A 16,700-nucleotide genomic window follows, 5' to 3' on the forward strand; every position below is an offset into this window, starting at 1 on the left:
AGGGGCGCATGACGCCTCTTTTCACACTCAGGCCGCCGCACTTTCTATGATCTCAACCACTGACATTCTCGCTGCGCTGCATCAAACCGAAAGCGCAGCGCTTGCTGTGATTTCGCTGGTCGATGGGCCGTCTTATCGCCCGCTTGGTGCTATGATGGCGATTGACGCCGAGGGGCAGACAACGGGCATGCTGTCCTCTGGCTGCATTGAGGCTGACGTTGTGCAGCACGCCCTGCGCGCCTTGGACCGTGGGCAGCCCACCCTTTTGCGTTATGGAAACGGCTCGCCATTCTTTGACATTCAATTGCCCTGCGGCGGCGGGTTGGAAATTTGCGTTTTGCCACGCCCTGACCAAGCGGTGATCGACCATCTGATCCAGTGTCGTGCCCGCCGCGCAACAACGGCCATGTCCATCAACGTGACCGACGGTGCCATTGCACAAAGTGCAAATCACAGCACCTATCGCCAGGCCGAACGGTTGAATGTGTGTTTTGAACCGCCGCTTCGGTTTCTAGTCTTTGGCAAGGGACCCGAGGCGGTGACCTTTGCATCGTTGCTGGCCGCATCAGACTATGATCACCTGCTGGTGTCCAATGATCCCGAAACACTGGCCCAAGCCGCAGAAAACCGGGTCGCAACGGCGCTGTCGCCATCGCTGAACTTTCCTGACGGTTTTGCCGTCGATCACCGCACCGCCGTGACGCTGTTTTTTCATGATCATGAGGTTGAGCCGGGCATTTTGGCGCAGGCGCTTGAAACAAAGGCGTTTTATATCGGCGCGCAAGGCAGCCAACGGGCGCGTGCGGCGCGGGACGCGGCGCTGGTTGCCCAGGGTGTCACCGCGCCGCTGGACCGCCTGCGTGGTCCCATTGGTTTGATCCCGTCAACCCGCGATCCGCGCACGCTGTCCGTTTCGGTCCTTGCGGAAATTCTGGCGCTGGCCAACACCCCAGAATAAGCGCGCCTTAGGTTTTGGTTCCGCGGATCGGATAATTGTTGTCGGGATTGCGCACAAACTTGATCCCTTTCATGAGCCAGGTCAGGTCCGGGCGCATAAATGGATTATTGGCCAGATCGACAATCTGAATGACGCCGTTTTGATCGATGACAAACAAGCCGGGTTCAGAAAACGGCGCATCGGTTTCCTGCAAGGAACGCGGGTCAGAGATATAAAGACCCAGCTCTTTCATTTGCGCAACGCTCAGGTCATGCCCAATGGTAAAGTTGGGTTTCACCTTCTCAAGTTGGATGGCGGCTTTTTCCTCGGTGTCCGCAGACACGGCAACGACCTCTACACCCAGCGCGCCAAGATCGTCGACCAAGGCTTTCATGTCCTGCAAATACAGCGTGCACACACCACAATGTTTGCCACGATAAACAATGATCAACCGCCAGTCATAGCCCGTTGTCGGGCGATTAAGCGTCAGCGCGCCGCCGCCAAACTGCGGCACGGAAATATCTGGCAAAGTTGAACCAGGGACGAGCTTATGGGTCATCGGAACCTCCTCAGGTCAATGTTGGTTTGCATATGCGAATGTCAGAGGGTGCCCTGCGCTCAGCCGCCCCGGATTTTCTGCATCAGAACAATTTCATTCTCGGGGCCCACAGGTTCGATCAGACTGTCGGCAAATATCTCGCCATCAATCGCAACCGATACCCCTTCGTCCAAGATGGGTTTCAGCCCCGGATAGGCATCAGAGAGCGCCTGAAGCAACTCTCTGATGTTTTTTGCGTCGACTTCAACCGTGCGTTCGCCGCCGGTGAAGGCCCGCAATCCTGCCCAGAGCTCAACTTTAACCATTGGCCTTTTGCTTCTCCAAAATCCCTTTCAGAACGCGAGGCGGTGACATTGGCAGATCGGTTTGACGCACACCTGTCGCGTTTGACACCGCGTTGGCCACTGCGCCAAGCGGCGGCACGATCGAGGTTTCCCCAACCCCGCGCACACCAAACGGATGGCCCGGATTGGGCACCTCGATGATCACACAGTCAATCATCGGCAGATCTGAGGCCACCGGCACCCGGTAATCCAGGAAGACAGTGTTCTGAAGCCGCCCGTCTTTGCCATAGACATATTCTTCGTTCAGCGCCCAGCCGATGCCCTGCACCGCGCCGCCCTGCATTTGCCCTTCGACATAGTCAGGGTGGATCGCCTTGCCAGCATCCATCACAACGGTATAGCGCAGAACCGTGGTTTTGCCGGTTTCAGGGTCCACTTCAACATCGACAAGATGGGTGGCAAACCCCGGTCCCGCCGTGTTGGGCGAGGCCTCAAAATGGCCATTGATCGGCCCACCGGTTTTGGTCATTTCAGAGGCAATCGCCTTCAGCGGCAGCGGCTCAAAATCCCCGGCGTTCGGGCCGGACGGTTTGGCATAGCCATCTTCCCAGCTCACGGCCTCTTCGTCGATACCCCACTTGAGCGCCGCGCGTTTGCACATCTCTTTCACCGCGCTGCGGCAGGCCTCAATCGTGGCGAGGCCCACGGCATAGGTCACGCGCGAGCCATGCGTATTGTCGTTATAGCCCAAGGATGCGGTGTCAGCGACGGTGACGCGAATATCCTCATAAGGAATCCCCAGTACCTCAGCCGCCATCAACGCCATCGACGCGCGCGAGCCGCCAATATCCGGCGTGCCAATCGACAGGGCCACGGAGCCGTCCTCTGAAAGCGCCATGGACACCGAGGTCGAGCCGCCAAAGTTGAACCAGAAGCCACAGGCCACGCCGCGCCCCTGATTTTCTTTCAGCGGAATACTGTAATGCGGGTGCGCCTTGGCGGCCTCTAGTGTTTCAATCAGGCCAATGCGCTTAAAGGTCGGGCCATGCACACCGCGGGTGCCTTCCTTGGCGGCGTTTTTCAGCCGCAGCTCGATCGGGTCGATCCCCAGCTCTTGCGCCATTTCATCGAGCACTTGCTCAGAGGCAAACACCCCCATCGGGGCACCCGGCGCACGGAATGCGGCCTGTTTGGGACGGTTGGTCATAACCGACAGGCCGACCATCTCGGCGTGCTCGATATCATAAGGCGCAAAAGTCACCTGCGCCGGCGATTCAGACGGCGCGCTTGGAAAGGCCCCGCCCTGCAAGCGGTAGGTCGCCTGCGCGGCGGTAATGGTGCCGTCTTTCTTCATTCCGACTTTGACAGTTGACCACGACGACGACGCAGGCCCGGTCGCGCGCAGCACCTCTGAGCGTGTCATAACCATTTTGACCGGACGGTTCGCCTTGCGCGACAAGGCCAGCGCCACCGGGTCGATGAACACCGTGGTTTTGGCCCCAAAGCCGCCGCCAATTTCAGAGGCGGTCACGCGCAGCTGACTGGTTTCCATGCCCAGAAGCGCGGCGCAGATGCGCTGCACATTATAATGGCCTTGGGTTGTGCACCAAAGTTCACCTTTGCCATCCGCTGTCATATGCGCCAGGCAGGCATGCGGCTCAATATAACCCTGGTGCGCTGCCTCGGTCGTGAAATCACGCTCTACGATCAGGTCGGCTTCGGCAAAGCCGACGTCCACATCCCCTTTGCCGCATTCAAAACGGCGGGTGATGTTCTTGTGATGATCCGGCGGCACATTGGCTTCGATAGAGCTTTCGCGAATGATCGGTGCGCCCTCTGATATCGCCTCTTTGATATCGGTGACATGGGGCAGAATTTCATATTCCACCTCAACCAACTTCACCGCATCCCGCGCGATCAGGTTAGATGTTGCCGCAATCGCCGCAATGGCATGCCCATCATAAAGCGCGGTCTTATCCGCCATGATGTTTTCAAGAATGTTCCAGTTTTCACCAGTAAGCCCGGTTGCGAAATCCGCGCGTGTCACCACCGCCTTGACGCCGTCGAGCGCTTCGGCCTTTGAGGTGTCAATCTTAATGATCCGCGCGTGCGCATGCGGGGAACGTACAATCGCCCCATGCAGCATCCCGGCCTTATAAGTATCCGCCCCGTAAAGCGCGTGCCCCGTGACCTTATCGACCCCATCCTGGCGCTTGGGCCGCGTCCCGATATATTTGAACTGTTTTTCAGTCTGTGTATCAAACGCCATCAGCCTGCCTTTCGTAGGTCTTCAGCCGCGGCCTGAACCGCGCGAACAATTTTGTCATACCCGGTGCAGCGGCACAGGTTGCCAGCCAGCCAATACCGAATTTCGGTTTCCGTCGGGTTGGTGTTCTTTTCCAAAAGATTTTTGGCCGCGACCAGAATGCCGGGTGTGCAGATCCCGCATTGCAATGCCGCGTGCTCAATGATCTTTTCTTGCAGCACGTGCAGATTTGGCCCCTCTGCAATGCCTTCCACGGTTTCGATTTTCTTGCCTTCGGCCTCAACGCCAAGCACGAGGCAGGAGCAGACCAGCCGCCCATCCACCGTGACAGAGCAGGCCCCGCAGTCGCCGGTGCCACAACCCTCTTTTGATCCGGTGAGGCCAATGCGGTCGCGCAACACATCCAAAAGCGTTTCGCGCGGGTCACATACAAATTGAACGGGATCTCCGTTTACGGTTGTTGATACTGCTTGGTTGCTCAATGTGCTGTCCTCGCTCGGTCATAGGCGGTTTGCGCCACACGTTTGGCGAGCACGCCCGCCACATGTACGCGAAATTCAATCGTGCCACGTTTGTCGTCAATCGGCTGGCAGGCCGCGCGCACCGCTTCGGCCAGTTTGTCTTTGGCCGCGTCGTCCAGCGTGGTGCCGATGATCGCTTTGGCAGCGTCAGGCACGATACGGATTGTTGGCGCAACGGCCCCCATAACAACGGTGGCCTCAACGATCTTGTCACCATCCAGACGCAAATTGACGGCGCAGCCGACCACGGCGATGTCCATTTCCGTGCGCGGAATGAACCGTTCATAGGCATCCGCTGCGTTTTGCCCACGGGGTGGTATGTGAATATTGGTAATGACCTCATGGGCTGCCAAACTGGTCTTGCCCGGCCCGGTTGGCACATCAGCCACGGCCAATTGACGGGTGCCGTTTTTGCCCTCAACAGTCACAACCGCCCCCGTCGCCATCAAGGCGGGCACGCTATCGGCTGCGGGCGAGCCATTGCAGAGATTCCCCACCAGCGTCGCCCGGCCCTGCACCTGTGTAGACCCGATGAGATCCATCGCCTCCACGAGACCAGGCCATTCTTTGCCCAATGTCGGATGCTCGGTCATTTCAGCACCGGAGACGGCCACGCCGATATCCCAGCTGCCATCCTCATTGCGTGTGATGTCTTTCACCCCTGCAATGGCTTTCATATCCACCAGCGTATCGGGCGTGACAATATCCAGGCGTAATTGCACAAGAACGTCCGTGCCCCCCGCAAGGAACCGCGTGACACCTTCGGCCCCCTCGGCCAAAGCGACAGCTTCTTTGAAGCTTGTTGGTTTGTGATACTTCATCGATTTTCCCTGATTTCACCAAGAGCAAGCTTACGCATGGGAGGCGCATTTCAAAACGACAAATACACCTGGCCCGGGAATTCCCCGCCGACGGTATACTGTGATCTGGCTTGCCTACGGCTTCATTGTACTGTATGTGAACTAATATACTAGCACTCACATAGTGGCAAGTCTTGATTGCTCAGATTTGGTGGTCGATCATTGCCGCTACGCTGAGGCGTGGCGCGCACAGGCGCTGAGAAAATGTGCGTGATGTCTACACCCAATGACAAAGAGGCGCTAAGACTGAAGACAGACCGCAAAGGAACAGCCAAACCACGATGGACACACTCTATAGCAAGTTTCTCAATCGCCCCGAACAGTCCAATATGTCGGCCTCAACGCGCGTCTTCTTGGCCCTGCGGGCGCGCATCCTGAACCTGGAGTTGCCGCCAAACACTGTTCTGGTCCGATCTGAACTTGCCGCAGAATACGACGTCAGCGCCACACCGATCCGCGAGGCCATGCAGCGCCTTGAAAAAGACGGGCTGCTGGATATTTTCCCCCACGCCAAAACCTGCGTCTCTGCGATTGATATTGAGCAACTGCGCGAAGCCCAGTTCTTGCGCCTCGCGCTTGAAAGCGAAGCAGTGCGCCGTGTGGCTGCCGACCCGGACCCGGAGGTCATCAGCAACCTGCGCGCCATCATTCGAATGGCCGAAGCCCTTGGCAATGAACCTGCGGTCGAAAGCATGTTCAATGAATTGGACGAGACCTTTCACAAAACCATCTTTGACAGCATTGGACAGGGCGCGCAGCATCAGCTGATCAAATCGCAAAGTGGCAATATCGCGCGGGCCGGCAAGCTGTATCACCGCGACCCCAAGCGCAATGCCGGGGTGATTGCGGACCATACGAAAATTCTGAACGCAATCGAAGCCGCGGACATTGGCGGTGCCCAGGACGCGATCCGCAGTCACCTTTCGGTGACGATCTCAAGACTGGAAGATCTGCGCCTACAGCATCCAGATTACTTTAAGTAAAAAGGACCCACAGGGCGGATGTGCGCCTGTAGATCCTTCGAACTTTGCCGCATGAGACCCTGGTTACCAGGTCACATGCGTCGCTTTGATATTCATGTATTCCAGAATGCCATAACGCCCGGCCTCCCGGCCAATGCCTGATTGCTTGATACCGCCAAAGGGCGATTCATGGCCTGAGACGTCAATGTTGTTGATCGCAATGACGCCGGCCTGCAACCCGCGCGACAGCTTTTCAGATGTGGCCAGATCGGTTGTAAACCCGTAGGACGCCAGACCATATTCGCTGTCATTGGCCCGCGCGATGGCCTCATCCAGATCGCTAAAAGTCGTGATCAACGCAACCGGACCAAATGGCTCTTCGTGCATGATACGCGCATCTGCCGGCACATCGGCGAGCACGGTTGGCTCCAGGAAATATCCCACATCCAAACCGGCGGGCCGCGCGCCGCCTGTACGGACCGTCGCGCCCTTTGCAATGGCATCGGCGATCAGCTCTTCCAACTTGGCGCGCTGACCAGCATGGGCCAAGGGACCCATGGTGCTGTCGGGATTTTGGCTATCGCCAAGAACGCGCGCCTCTGCCTGCGCGACCAGCTTTTGCGTAAAGGCCTCAGCGACATCTTCGTGCACGTAAAAGCGCGTGGGCGCGATGCATACCTGCCCGCTGTTGGCAAATTTCAGCATGGCTGTTTGCGCGGCAGCATTGTCCAGATCGGCATCTGCGCAGACAATAACCGGCGAATGGCCGCCCAATTCCATCGACGTACGTTTGACCGACGCTGCGGCTTTCGCGAGGAGCATTTTGCCGACAGCAGTCGACCCGGTGAAGGCCACCTTGCGGATGTCTGGATTGTCAAAGATCGCATCAGAAATCGGCTGCGGCGCGCCGTGCAACATTTGGATCACCCCTTTGGGGAACCCCGCATCCACGAAACACTGCACCAGCAGCGTTGCTGTCAATGGCGCGATTTCCGCCGGGCGCAGGATGATCGGGCAACCGGCGGCCAGTGCGGGCCCCAGTTTTTGCAAGGCCTGACCCACCGGAAAATTCCATGGCGTGATGCCCGCAACGATTCCCACAGGCTCGCGCACGATGCTGATGCGCCCCCCGGCCCGAGAGGTCAGTGTTTCTCCGCCGATGCGGTCCGCCTCTCCCGCAATCCAATGCAGGATTTCAACACCGCGCGTCGGCTCACCGACGGCCATCTTGTACGGGCGCCCCACTTCAAGCGAGAGCGCTTTGCCGATGGCTTCAACCCGAGATGCAAGGATGTCTGCGGTTTTGCGCAGCAAAGTCGCCCGCGCCGACGGATGGGTGTCAGCCCATGCGCTTTGCGCCGCCTTGGCATGTTTGACGGCCTCTGCCACATGGCTGGGTCCGGCCTGCGGACAGTCCCACAAATTTTCTTCGGTGCAAGGGTTCACCACAGGAAAGCTGGGATGCTCTGACTGGTCGGTAAACTCCCCGCCAATCAGGAAAAGCGGCTTGTCGATCATGCGATTGATCCTTTTATCTATGCGATTGCGCGACCAGAGCCGGCCGCTGAAATGTCAGGAATATGCCGTGGCACCGTCGGGTTTGACGTAGGCATCACGCTTCCAATGAATGTAGTCGTCGACCTTGATGACATCTTCATCAATTTCGACGCCCCAGCCCGGGCGATCAGGCCGCAGCTCAAGATGGCCATCAACCGGCAGGTATTGGTCCTTAATCCAAGGGCAGTCATTGCAAATCTTGTATTCAAGGATTTTGAAATTCGGCGTCGCTGCTGAGAAATGCAGGTTATGCGCCGTCGCCAGTGGCCCCATCGGGTTATGCGGCGCAACGGGCACAAAATGCGCATCGGCCACCTCGGCAATGCGGCGCATTTCTGTAAGACCGCCAACAACCGCGATATCGGGCTGAACAATATCAGCGCCACCCTCTTGCAGCAGTGCCAGGAACTCAAAGCGATTATAAAGGGCCTCGCCGGTTGCCAGCGGAATATTGATCTTTTGCTTCAGCCGCCCCCATGCAGGCATGTGTTCCGGGCGCATCGGCTCTTCAAAGAAGAACGGTTCATAAGGCTCAAGCGCTTTGGCCATCTGCACAGCCTGCGCCTGTTCTTGGATGACGGCATGCGCATCAAAGGCAATTTCAAAATGGGCTGGCAATCGCTGACGCAATTCCGCGAAATATTCAGCCAGCGCTTTGCAGACCAAACCCCAGCGCGTTTCGTAAGGGCCAATGCGATAGGGGCTGAGCTTAAAGGCATCAATGCCGAATTTTTCGTTCAAGCCCATCAGCAAGGGCACGGCATCATCCGGATCGGGGTGATAAATGGCCGTCGCATAGACGCGCACGCGGTCGCGCACATTGCCGCCAAGCAGCTGATAAACCGGCAGGCCGGCCGCCTTACCTGCAATATCCCAAAGTGCATGATCAATGGCTGCAATGGCGGCCAAGCCAAGCGAACCAGGAGGAAAACGACCGATATGCAACATTTTGTTATGCAGGAAGGTGACACGGCGCGGATCCTCGCCTTCTAACAGCGAGAAAAAGTAATCGAGTATGGGTGGCAGCGCCAGATCTGGCCCATGGTTATAAGCCTCTCCCCACCCCGAAATTCCGGCGTCAGTCTCGACACTGACCAAAACCCGGGGGCGATCATCGACACGCTGCATGAACGCGCGGATCGCGGTGATCTTGAGCGGCGCGCAGGCCCGCAGGATCTGGCTTTCAGCGCCATCTTCGCCGAGGTTCGCCGCCTGGGCGGGCACAGATGAGCTTTGAGGGATAGACGTCACGGAACCTCTCTTGATCGCAGAGCGATGACTTAGTGGGTAATCATGAGTACTAATATATTAGCTTTAGTAAAATGTCGATAGAAATTCATTTCGGCGGTAAAAAAACTTTCAGGATCAAGAAAATCGCCGTCGCCATAAAGAGTCTGGTGATTATTGCGATGCAAAATGATATTACCTTTCAACGCCTTACCGTTCGCGGATTGCGATTCTGACATTTGGACAAGGGGCTGAAATGCCGGATTTGTGTGCGAAATGCCAAAATAATGTATGATTATTTCATTTCATGGGCTATAAGAACTGAATAGCACAATGAATCTACCGCAATCCGCGCCTTGATTCAGAATCGCCACGCCGGAGCAACCATGACGACGATCGCCAAAATAACCGCCCACACCATTCGCGTTGGAATGCGCAACCAAACTTTGGTTCGTGTAGAAACCGACGACGGCACAGTTGGCTGGGGCGAATCTGGCCTGTCCTCGCGCGAAAAATCTGTCTGCGCCATGGTCGACATCTTTGCCGATATCCTTGTTGGGCAAGACTCCCGCCGCATTGGTCGTATCTGGCAAGAACTCTATCGCAGCCAGTATTTTGAAGGCGGTCGTGTAATCACCGCCGCGATTTCGGCAATCGACATTGCGCTTTATGACATTCTGGGCAAGCAGCTGGGTGTGCCAGTTTATCAATTGCTCGGCGGCAAACACCGCGACGTGGTGCCCAGCTTTGCGACCGCAACCGCGCCAGACCCTGCGGATATGCTGAATCAAGTGCAGGTCCTGCTGGACGATGGGTTTGAATGTGTGCGTGTCGCGCCCTCTTATTATGGCGACGGACGGACGTTCGAGGCACGCAAGAGCATCGCCGCAACCGTGAAACAACTGGTCGCCGTGCGCGAACTGATTGGCCCGGACATTGCGCTTGGCATTGACTACCACCACCGGCTGACCCCTGCAGAGGCTGCGAGCTTCTGCAATATGCTGCCGGCCGGCGTGCTGGATTTCTTGGAAGAGCCCATTCGCGATGAAACCCCAGAGGCCTATGAAATGCTGCGGTCCATGACCAGCGTGCCATTTGCGGTCGGCGAAGAATTTGCCTCCAAGTGGCAAGCCGGTCCATATTTGGACAAAGGTCTGACCCAATATATGCGCATCGACATCTGTAATGTCGGCGGTTTTACCGAAGCGATGAAGATCGCCGGTTGGAGCGAACGCCATTACATCGACCTGATGCCGCACAACCCATTGGGCCCGATCTGCACCGCAGCCACTGCCCATATGAGTGCCGCTGTTCCGAATTTGAGCTGGGTTGAAACCCGCCAAAGCCGTGTTGAAGAGCTTGGCTTCCATGACAAGAAGATTTTCCCAACTCAGGCAGAAATCGTAGGCCCAAACTACATCGTCAGCGATGCGCCGGGTCTGGGTGTCGAGGTTGATGAAGATGCGCTGCGCGAAGCGGAAAATGCTGCGCACGTTGAATGTCCACACCTGATCAAACCCGACGGGAGTGTGACCAACTGGTAAGAAGACCAGCATAGGAGGAGAAATATGACATTTTTTAGCAAAATTGCATTGACGGGGGCCAGTCTTGCCCTCGGATTTGCAACAGCAGCCTGGAGCTTCGAAGAAGCCCCCATGCTGAAGGAACAGGTAGCAAGCGGTGCCCTGCCCCCGCTGGAGGAGCGCCTGCCCAAAAACCCCCTGGTTCTCGAAGTCGTGGAACAGCCCGGTGAATATGGCGGCACTCTGCGCCGTGCGATCCTGGGCGGCGGTGATCAGCACAACATCGTGCGCACCATCGGCAGCGAAAACCTCGTACGCTGGGATGTGAACTGGACCGAAGTGCGTCCGAACATCGCCGAAAGCGTTGATGTCTCTGAAGACGCAAGCACATTTGTCTTTAACCTACGCGAAGGTATGCGTTGGTCTGATGGTGCGCCGTTCACAGCAGACGACATCATGTTCTGGTATGAAGACGTCTTCTCAAACGAGAAGCTGACCCCATCCAAGCACCCCAACTATGTTGGCCCATCCGGCCCTGTCAAAGTGACCAAACTCAGCGACACCGCTGTTGAGTTTAAATTTGGCGAGCCAAACGGTCTGTTCCTGCAGCAAATGGCATATGGCTTCGGCTATTACCCAGTTGTTTATGCAAAACACTACCTGAGCCAATTCCACGAAAAGTATAACCCAGACATTCAGGCACTGGTGGACGCAGAGCCAGCCGCTGCTGACTGGATCCAACTTTTCAACCTGAAGGCCGGCCCAATGCACACGCCGCTCTTCTGGCAGAACCCAGATCGCCCAACCCTGCACGCTTGGCACCTGACCAACGCCTACGGGTCCACCGATCGCGTTGTTGCAGAGCGCAACCCATACTACTTCAAAGTCGACGAAGCTGGCCAGCAGCTGCCTTATATGGACCGCATCACCTATGATCAGGTGGAAGACGTGGAAACCATTCTGCTTAAGGCCTTCAACGGTGAAATCGACTATATGAACCGTCACCTGGGTCGCCCAGCATACCGTGCGGTACTGAACGACAACAAAGAGCGCGGCAAATACCGTTTCTTTGACACCAACGATCTTCCGTCCAACACCATGATCTTGATGTTGAACCTGAACCACGAAGATCCGGTGAAGCGTGAAGTGCTGAGCAACGTTGATTTCCGCAAAGGCCTGAGCCACGCGGTGAACCGTCAGGAAATCATCGATCTGCTGTACTTCGGCTCTGGTCTGGCTGTGCAAACCTCCCCGCGTGAGACCTCTGGTCTGTACAAGGAAGAGTACGCCAAGCAGTTCACCGAGTTTAACCCAGATCTGGCGAATGAGTTCCTGGACAAGGTTATCCCGAACAAGGACGACGAAGGCTTCCGTCTGGGTCCAGATGGCAACCGTTTCACCCTGATCTTCATGGTGGCTGACGTCTTTGGTCTGCAATTCCCAGATGCGATGCAACTGGTGGCTGAATATGCCCGTGACGTAGGTCTGGACTTCCAGGTCCGCGCGACCGACCGGTCCCGTCTGATGGAACTGGTGCGCTCCAACGAGCATGACGCCTACATGTGGAACTGTGCCGGTGGTCAGGCAGATGCCTATACAGCACCAATCTGCTACGTACCGCTGCCAGGCAACACCGTGAACTGGGCCATCGAATGGGCCAAGTGGGGCGTAGACCCAACCACCGGTGAAGAACCACCAGCAGAGGTGAAAGCGGTATTTGACGCCTATGAAAAGGTTCTGACCGCAAGCAACCCAGAAGACCAGAAGGCCCGCATGCAAGAGGTTCTTGACCTCGCGATGCCTCAGCTCTTCACTGTTGGTCTGGTACAAAACCTGCCGCCATTCGGCATTGCACGGAACAACGTACGCAACGTACCTGATCCGCTGCCGATTGCGGGCCAGCTGTGGTACCCTGCGCCTTACACCGCGCAACTCTACTACGAAGGTGGCAAGAGCCTGCCCTAACCTTCGACTAAAGCGAGGCCCCGAACTTTGGGGCCTCGTCCACCCAGAATGAACCTCATTCACAGAAAGAAGAGACTGCCATGAAGGGCTTTATCCTTCGTCGGATCCTATACATGATCCCGACTTTGTTTCTGGTATCAATTGTCACCTTTGTCATCATCCAGCTGCCCCCGGGGGATTATCTGGACGTCTTGATGACCGAGCTTGGCGAGGCCGGCGTAGAAGATTCGAGCACAATGGATGCTCTGCGAGAGCAATACGGGCTCGGACAGCCAATCTATGTGCAATACTTTAAATGGATGAAAGCCATCCTGCTGCATGGCGACTTTGGACTGTCCTTTGAAAAGAACCGTCCGGTGACGGACCTGATCTGGAACCGCCTGGGCTGGACCTTTGGTATCTCGATCATGACGCTGCTGTTCATCTGGATCACAGCGCTGCCCATCGGCATCTATTCTGCAGTTCGCAAGTACTCCGCGGGTGACTACATTGCGACCTTCTTTGGTTTCATCGGCCTGGCTGTGCCAAACTTCCTGCTGGCCCTGGTGATGATGTACATCTCTTTCAAATATTTCGGCCAAAGCGTTGGCGGCCTCGTCAGCCCGGAATATCTGGATGCGCCTTGGACCTGGGACAAATACGTCGATCTGTTCAAACACATCTGGATGCCGATTGTCGTTGTGGGCACATCTGGCGCCGCGGCCCTGATCCGCATCATGCGCGCCAACCTCTTGGACGAACTTTATCGCCCCTATGTGGTCACAGCCCGTGCCAAAGGCATGAGCGAATTCCAGCTGCTGCTGCGCTATCCCGTGCGCGTCGCGCTGAACCCTTTCGTCTCCACCATCGGTTGGATCTTGCCGACGCTTGTTTCTGGCGAAATCATCGTTGCCGTTGTGATGAACCTCCCCACCACTGGACCGCTGCTGCTGCGCGCGCTGCTGGTTCAAGACATGTACCTTGCGGGCTCTCTGATCCTGATCGTGAGCATGCTGACCGTCGTCGGCACGTTGATTTCCGACCTGCTGCTTGCCTGGATTGACCCAAGGATTCGCTACCAATGACCGATACAACACAAAATCTCGCGCCAGCTGACGCGCCCGAAGCTCCTGTGGTCCTTGGCCCTTGGGCGCTAATCTGGAGAAAGTTCCGCAAGCATAAACTGGCGATGTTCAGCCTGTATATTGTCGGTTTGATTTATCTCGTGGCCGCCCTGGGTGAATTCCTAGCTGTGCAAGATCCGCACAAAACCAGCGTGCGCCACACCTTTCAGCCGCCGCAAGGCCTACATCTTTTCGTAAAAGATGAGGATGGCTCCACCAATTTCATGCTCCACGCAAAAGGCATGAAAATGGAGCTCAACACCGAGCTGCGCCGCCGCACCTTTGTGGAAGACGAAAGCAAGATCATTCCGATGGGCTTCTTCGTCAAAGGGCATGAGTACAAACTGCTGGGCTTGGTTGACTCCAGCACCCATTTCTTTGGGCCAAAGAACCCGCGCGATACCGTGTTCATCTTTGGCGCGGACCGTCTGGGACGTGACATTCTCAGCCGTGTTGTGGTGGGCACCCGTGTGTCGATGTCCATTGGCCTTGTCGGTGTCGCCGTATCGCTGGTGATCGGTGTCATTCTCGGTGGCATTTCCGGTTACTACGGCGGCCTGGCCGACAACCTGATCCAACGTCTGATCGAATTCATCCGCTCGGTGCCGACCATTCCGCTCTGGATGGGTCTGGCCGCTGCGATCCCGCTCGATTGGCCGCCGCTGCGCACCTACTTTGTCGTGACCGTGATCGTGTCGATGATCGGCTGGACCTCCCTCGCCCGCGAAGTTCGAGGTAAGTTCCTCAGTTTGCGGAACGAGGATTTCATCACCGCCGCGCGCCTGGACGGGCTGAGCGACTGGGAAATCATCATGAAACACATGGTGCCAAGCTTCTCAAGCCATATCATCGCCTCGCTGACGCTGGCCGTACCGCTGATGATCCTCGCAGAAACCTCCCTGTCGTTCCTCGGCATTGGCCTTCAGCCGCCACAGGTTTCATGGGGCACCTTGCTGAAAGAAGCGCAAAACATCCGCTCAATCATCGAAGCCCCTTGGCTTCTCTGGAGCCCTGGCGTGGCCATCGTTCTGGCCGTGCTGTCCCTCAACTTCCTTGGAGATGGTCTTCGTGATGCAGCAGATCCCCATGCACAATAACCCGCAGTCTGACACCGCGCCTTTGGTGAAGATCCGGGGTCTGAAGACCCAGTTCTTCACCGAGGACGGGATCGTCAAAGCCGTCGACGATGTTGATCTGGACATTCATTCCAACCGAACGCTGTGTATCCTTGGCGAGTCCGGTTCCGGGAAATCCATCATGGCGCGGTCCATCCTGCGCATTGTTGATAACCCGGGCCGCATCGTAGAGGGCTCGATCCACTATCGTTCGGCAGATGGGCGTGAGGTCGACCTTGCCAAGGAACGCCATGGGTCGCGCTTGCTGCGTGACGTGCGCGGGCAAGACATTTCAATGATCTTCCAGGAACCCATGTCCTCGCTTGGCCCGATCACCAAGATCGGTCAGCAGATCGTTGAAACCATTCGTCTGCACCGCAATGTGACAAAGGCCGAAGCCAAAGCAGAGGCGATCCATCTTTTGGATCGTGTGGGCATTCCGCGGCCGGCGGAACGGTTCGAGGCCTACCCCTTCGAACTGTCTGGCGGCATGCGTCAACGCGCTATGATTGCGATGGCCCTGTCCTGTCAGCCGCGGCTGCTGATCGCCGATGAGCCGACGACAGCTTTGGATGTAACCACCCAGGCGCAGATCCTTGATCTGATTGCCGAGCTGAAGCAGGAACGCCAGATGGGCGTGATGCTGATCACCCACGACATGGGTGTGGTGGCCGAAGTCGCTGAAGACGTTGCTGTGATGTACTCTGGCAAAATCGTTGAGCGCGGCGATGTCTACTCGGTGTTTGAGAACCCCAAACACCCCTATACCAAAGCGCTTCTCGCCTCCGCTCCGCGGCTGGGTGGTATTCGGCGCCGTCGCCTGCCCGACATCCGCGAACTGCTGCCGCCGGGTTATATGAACAACCCTGCCAACCTCAGCCCGGACGCCCGGCTTGAAGGGCATAAGGTCGCAGAAATCGCGCCCGCCGAGCCGAAAACGCACAATGAGGAAGACCGCATTCTGGAAGTCAAAAACCTAAATGTGCATTTCCCGATTGGTGGCGGCGTGTTTTCAAAGTCTACGGACGTGGTCAAGGCCTGCGACGAGATCTCATTTGACGTCTATCGCGGCGAAACCTTTGGCATCGTTGGCGAAAGTGGCAGTGGCAAGACCTCGCTCAGCCGCGCGATCATGCGCATTCTGGATCCGACCTCTGGTGAGGTTCTGTTTCACCGCAAGGCAAAGCCAACGGTTGATCTGACCCAGGCCAACAAGAGTGAGCTGCGCGACGTCTGGCGCGATATGCGGATGGTGTTCCAAGATCCGCAATCTTCGTTGAACCCACGTCTGCGGGTGATCGATCTGGTTGGGCAATGTCTGCAAAAGGCCGAAAGCCTTGGGCGGCGTGACCTTCAGGCGCGCGTCTCTGACCTGCTTGTTCAGGCCGGGCTGAAGACAGAATTCCTGTTGCGATACCCCGGTGCGTTTTCGGGCGGGCAGCGTCAGCGTCTTGGCATTGCCCGTGCGCTGGCGACCAACCCCGAACTGGTGATCGCGGACGAAGCGGTCTCGGCTTTGGATGTGTCCATTCAGGCGCAGATGCTGAACCTGTTGCAGGACCTTCAGGACGAATTTGATCTGACCTATCTGTTCATCACCCATGACCTCAGCGTCGTGAAGCATATCTGCGACCGTGTGGCCGTGATGTACCAGGGTAAGATTGTCGAACTGACCACCCGCGACGAGTTGTTTGCCAACCCGAAGCACCCCTACACCAAGAAACTGCTTGCGGCTGTGCCCAATCCTGACCCCCGGATGCGCAAAGCAAGCTAAGCTTTTTGGGCGGCGGCCCTCCCCCGTCGCCCAAAAAGATATGACAA

At 56.9% G+C, this 16,700-nt stretch carries 14 protein-coding genes; 7 read left to right on the top strand and 7 right to left on the bottom strand.

Translation table 11 applies throughout. The annotated features are described in order from the left end of the window. Positions 1–46: 46 nt before the first annotated feature. Positions 47–958 (top strand): XdhC family protein, encoded by a 912-nt coding sequence (locus N6L24_RS14910; RefSeq protein WP_271845503.1) that lies wholly within the window; start codon positions 47–49, stop codon positions 956–958. 7 nt (positions 959–965) lie between these two features. On the opposite strand, the gene N6L24_RS14915 is transcribed toward N6L24_RS14910, so the two are convergent. From N6L24_RS14915 to N6L24_RS14935, 5 genes are read right to left on the bottom strand one after another with little or no spacing between them, the layout of a single operon-like run. Continuing rightward, entirely contained in the window at positions 966–1,496 is a 531-nt protein-coding gene (locus N6L24_RS14915; protein ID WP_271845504.1) for a peroxiredoxin-like family protein, read from the bottom strand. Between the two features lie 59 nt (positions 1,497–1,555). Beyond that, the gene (locus N6L24_RS14920; RefSeq protein ID WP_271845505.1) at positions 1,556–1,801 is read right to left on the bottom strand and encodes a MoaD/ThiS family protein; all 246 of its coding nucleotides are present in this window, start codon (positions 1,799–1,801) and stop codon (positions 1,556–1,558) included. Beyond that, positions 1,794–4,049, bottom strand: a complete 2,256-nt coding sequence (locus N6L24_RS14925; RefSeq protein WP_271845506.1) for a xanthine dehydrogenase family protein molybdopterin-binding subunit — start codon at positions 4,047–4,049, stop codon at positions 1,794–1,796. The genes N6L24_RS14920 and N6L24_RS14925 overlap by 8 nt, the downstream gene beginning before the upstream one ends. Further along, positions 4,049–4,528, bottom strand: a complete 480-nt coding sequence (locus N6L24_RS14930; RefSeq protein WP_271845507.1) for a (2Fe-2S)-binding protein — start codon at positions 4,526–4,528, stop codon at positions 4,049–4,051. The genes N6L24_RS14925 and N6L24_RS14930 overlap by 1 nt, the downstream gene beginning before the upstream one ends. Next, positions 4,525–5,388 carry an FAD binding domain-containing protein gene (locus N6L24_RS14935; RefSeq protein WP_271845508.1) on the bottom strand — a complete coding sequence of 288 codons (864 nt, stop codon included), beginning with the start codon at positions 5,386–5,388 and terminating at the stop codon, positions 4,525–4,527. Before N6L24_RS14935 ends, N6L24_RS14930 begins: the two co-directional genes overlap by 4 nt. A 320-nt stretch (positions 5,389–5,708) precedes the next feature. Between N6L24_RS14935 and N6L24_RS14940 the strand changes: the two genes are divergently transcribed. After that, positions 5,709–6,410, top strand: coding sequence for a GntR family transcriptional regulator (locus N6L24_RS14940; RefSeq protein ID WP_271845509.1), 702 nt, complete (start codon positions 5,709–5,711; stop codon positions 6,408–6,410). Positions 6,411–6,473: 63 nt separating this feature from the next. On the opposite strand, the gene N6L24_RS14945 is transcribed toward N6L24_RS14940, so the two are convergent. Together N6L24_RS14945 and N6L24_RS14950 are read right to left on the bottom strand one after the other, a co-directional pair. Next, positions 6,474–7,907 (bottom strand): NAD-dependent succinate-semialdehyde dehydrogenase, encoded by a 1,434-nt coding sequence (locus N6L24_RS14945; RefSeq protein WP_271845510.1) that lies wholly within the window; start codon positions 7,905–7,907, stop codon positions 6,474–6,476. Positions 7,908–7,961: 54 nt separating this feature from the next. Continuing rightward, positions 7,962–9,197, bottom strand: coding sequence for a mandelate racemase/muconate lactonizing enzyme family protein (locus tag N6L24_RS14950; RefSeq protein WP_271845511.1), 1,236 nt, complete (start codon positions 9,195–9,197; stop codon positions 7,962–7,964). A gap of 362 nt (positions 9,198–9,559) precedes the next feature. Between N6L24_RS14950 and N6L24_RS14955 the strand changes: the two genes are divergently transcribed. From N6L24_RS14955 to N6L24_RS14975, 5 genes are all read left to right on the top strand, one after another. Beyond that, positions 9,560–10,717: a mandelate racemase/muconate lactonizing enzyme family protein gene (locus N6L24_RS14955; protein ID WP_271845512.1), complete on the top strand. Its 1,158-nt coding sequence runs from the start codon at positions 9,560–9,562 to the stop codon at positions 10,715–10,717. Between the two features lie 24 nt (positions 10,718–10,741). Then, positions 10,742–12,661: an ABC transporter substrate-binding protein gene (locus N6L24_RS14960; RefSeq protein ID WP_271845513.1), complete on the top strand. Its 1,920-nt coding sequence runs from the start codon at positions 10,742–10,744 to the stop codon at positions 12,659–12,661. Between the two features lie 80 nt (positions 12,662–12,741). Beyond that, entirely contained in the window at positions 12,742–13,725 is a 984-nt protein-coding gene (locus N6L24_RS14965; protein ID WP_271845514.1) for an ABC transporter permease, read from the top strand. Further along, the gene (locus tag N6L24_RS14970) at positions 13,722–14,861 is read left to right on the top strand and encodes an ABC transporter permease (RefSeq protein WP_271845515.1); all 1,140 of its coding nucleotides are present in this window, start codon (positions 13,722–13,724) and stop codon (positions 14,859–14,861) included. The genes N6L24_RS14965 and N6L24_RS14970 overlap by 4 nt, the downstream gene beginning before the upstream one ends. Then, positions 14,836–16,653: an ABC transporter ATP-binding protein gene (locus N6L24_RS14975; RefSeq protein WP_271845516.1), complete on the top strand. Its 1,818-nt coding sequence runs from the start codon at positions 14,836–14,838 to the stop codon at positions 16,651–16,653. The genes N6L24_RS14970 and N6L24_RS14975 overlap by 26 nt, the downstream gene beginning before the upstream one ends. The last annotated feature ends 47 nt before the right edge of the window (positions 16,654–16,700 follow it).

Source organism: Cognatishimia sp. SS12 (assembly GCF_028369055.1).
Lineage (GTDB): Bacteria > Pseudomonadota > Alphaproteobacteria > Rhodobacterales > Rhodobacteraceae > Cognatishimia.

Bases quoted from the DNA above. Each gene is read 5' to 3' on its own strand.
- N6L24_RS14910 (WP_271845503.1), top strand. From the start codon at position 47: ATGATCTCAACCACTGACATTCTCGCTGCGCTGCATCAAACCGAAAGC.
- N6L24_RS14915 (WP_271845504.1), bottom strand. From the start codon at position 1,496: ATGACCCATAAGCTCGTCCCTGGTTCAACTTTGCCAGATATTTCCGTG.
- N6L24_RS14920 (WP_271845505.1), bottom strand. From the start codon at position 1,801: ATGGTTAAAGTTGAGCTCTGGGCAGGATTGCGGGCCTTCACCGGCGGC.
- N6L24_RS14925 (WP_271845506.1), bottom strand. From the start codon at position 4,049: ATGGCGTTTGATACACAGACTGAAAAACAGTTCAAATATATCGGGACG.
- N6L24_RS14935 (WP_271845508.1), bottom strand. From the start codon at position 5,388: ATGAAGTATCACAAACCAACAAGCTTCAAAGAAGCTGTCGCTTTGGCC.
- N6L24_RS14940 (WP_271845509.1), top strand. From the start codon at position 5,709: ATGGACACACTCTATAGCAAGTTTCTCAATCGCCCCGAACAGTCCAAT.
- N6L24_RS14945 (WP_271845510.1), bottom strand. From the start codon at position 7,907: ATGATCGACAAGCCGCTTTTCCTGATTGGCGGGGAGTTTACCGACCAG.
- N6L24_RS14955 (WP_271845512.1), top strand. From the start codon at position 9,560: ATGACGACGATCGCCAAAATAACCGCCCACACCATTCGCGTTGGAATG.
- N6L24_RS14960 (WP_271845513.1), top strand. From the start codon at position 10,742: ATGACATTTTTTAGCAAAATTGCATTGACGGGGGCCAGTCTTGCCCTC.
- N6L24_RS14965 (WP_271845514.1), top strand. From the start codon at position 12,742: ATGAAGGGCTTTATCCTTCGTCGGATCCTATACATGATCCCGACTTTG.
- N6L24_RS14970 (WP_271845515.1), top strand. From the start codon at position 13,722: ATGACCGATACAACACAAAATCTCGCGCCAGCTGACGCGCCCGAAGCT.
- N6L24_RS14975 (WP_271845516.1), top strand. From the start codon at position 14,836: ATGCAGCAGATCCCCATGCACAATAACCCGCAGTCTGACACCGCGCCT.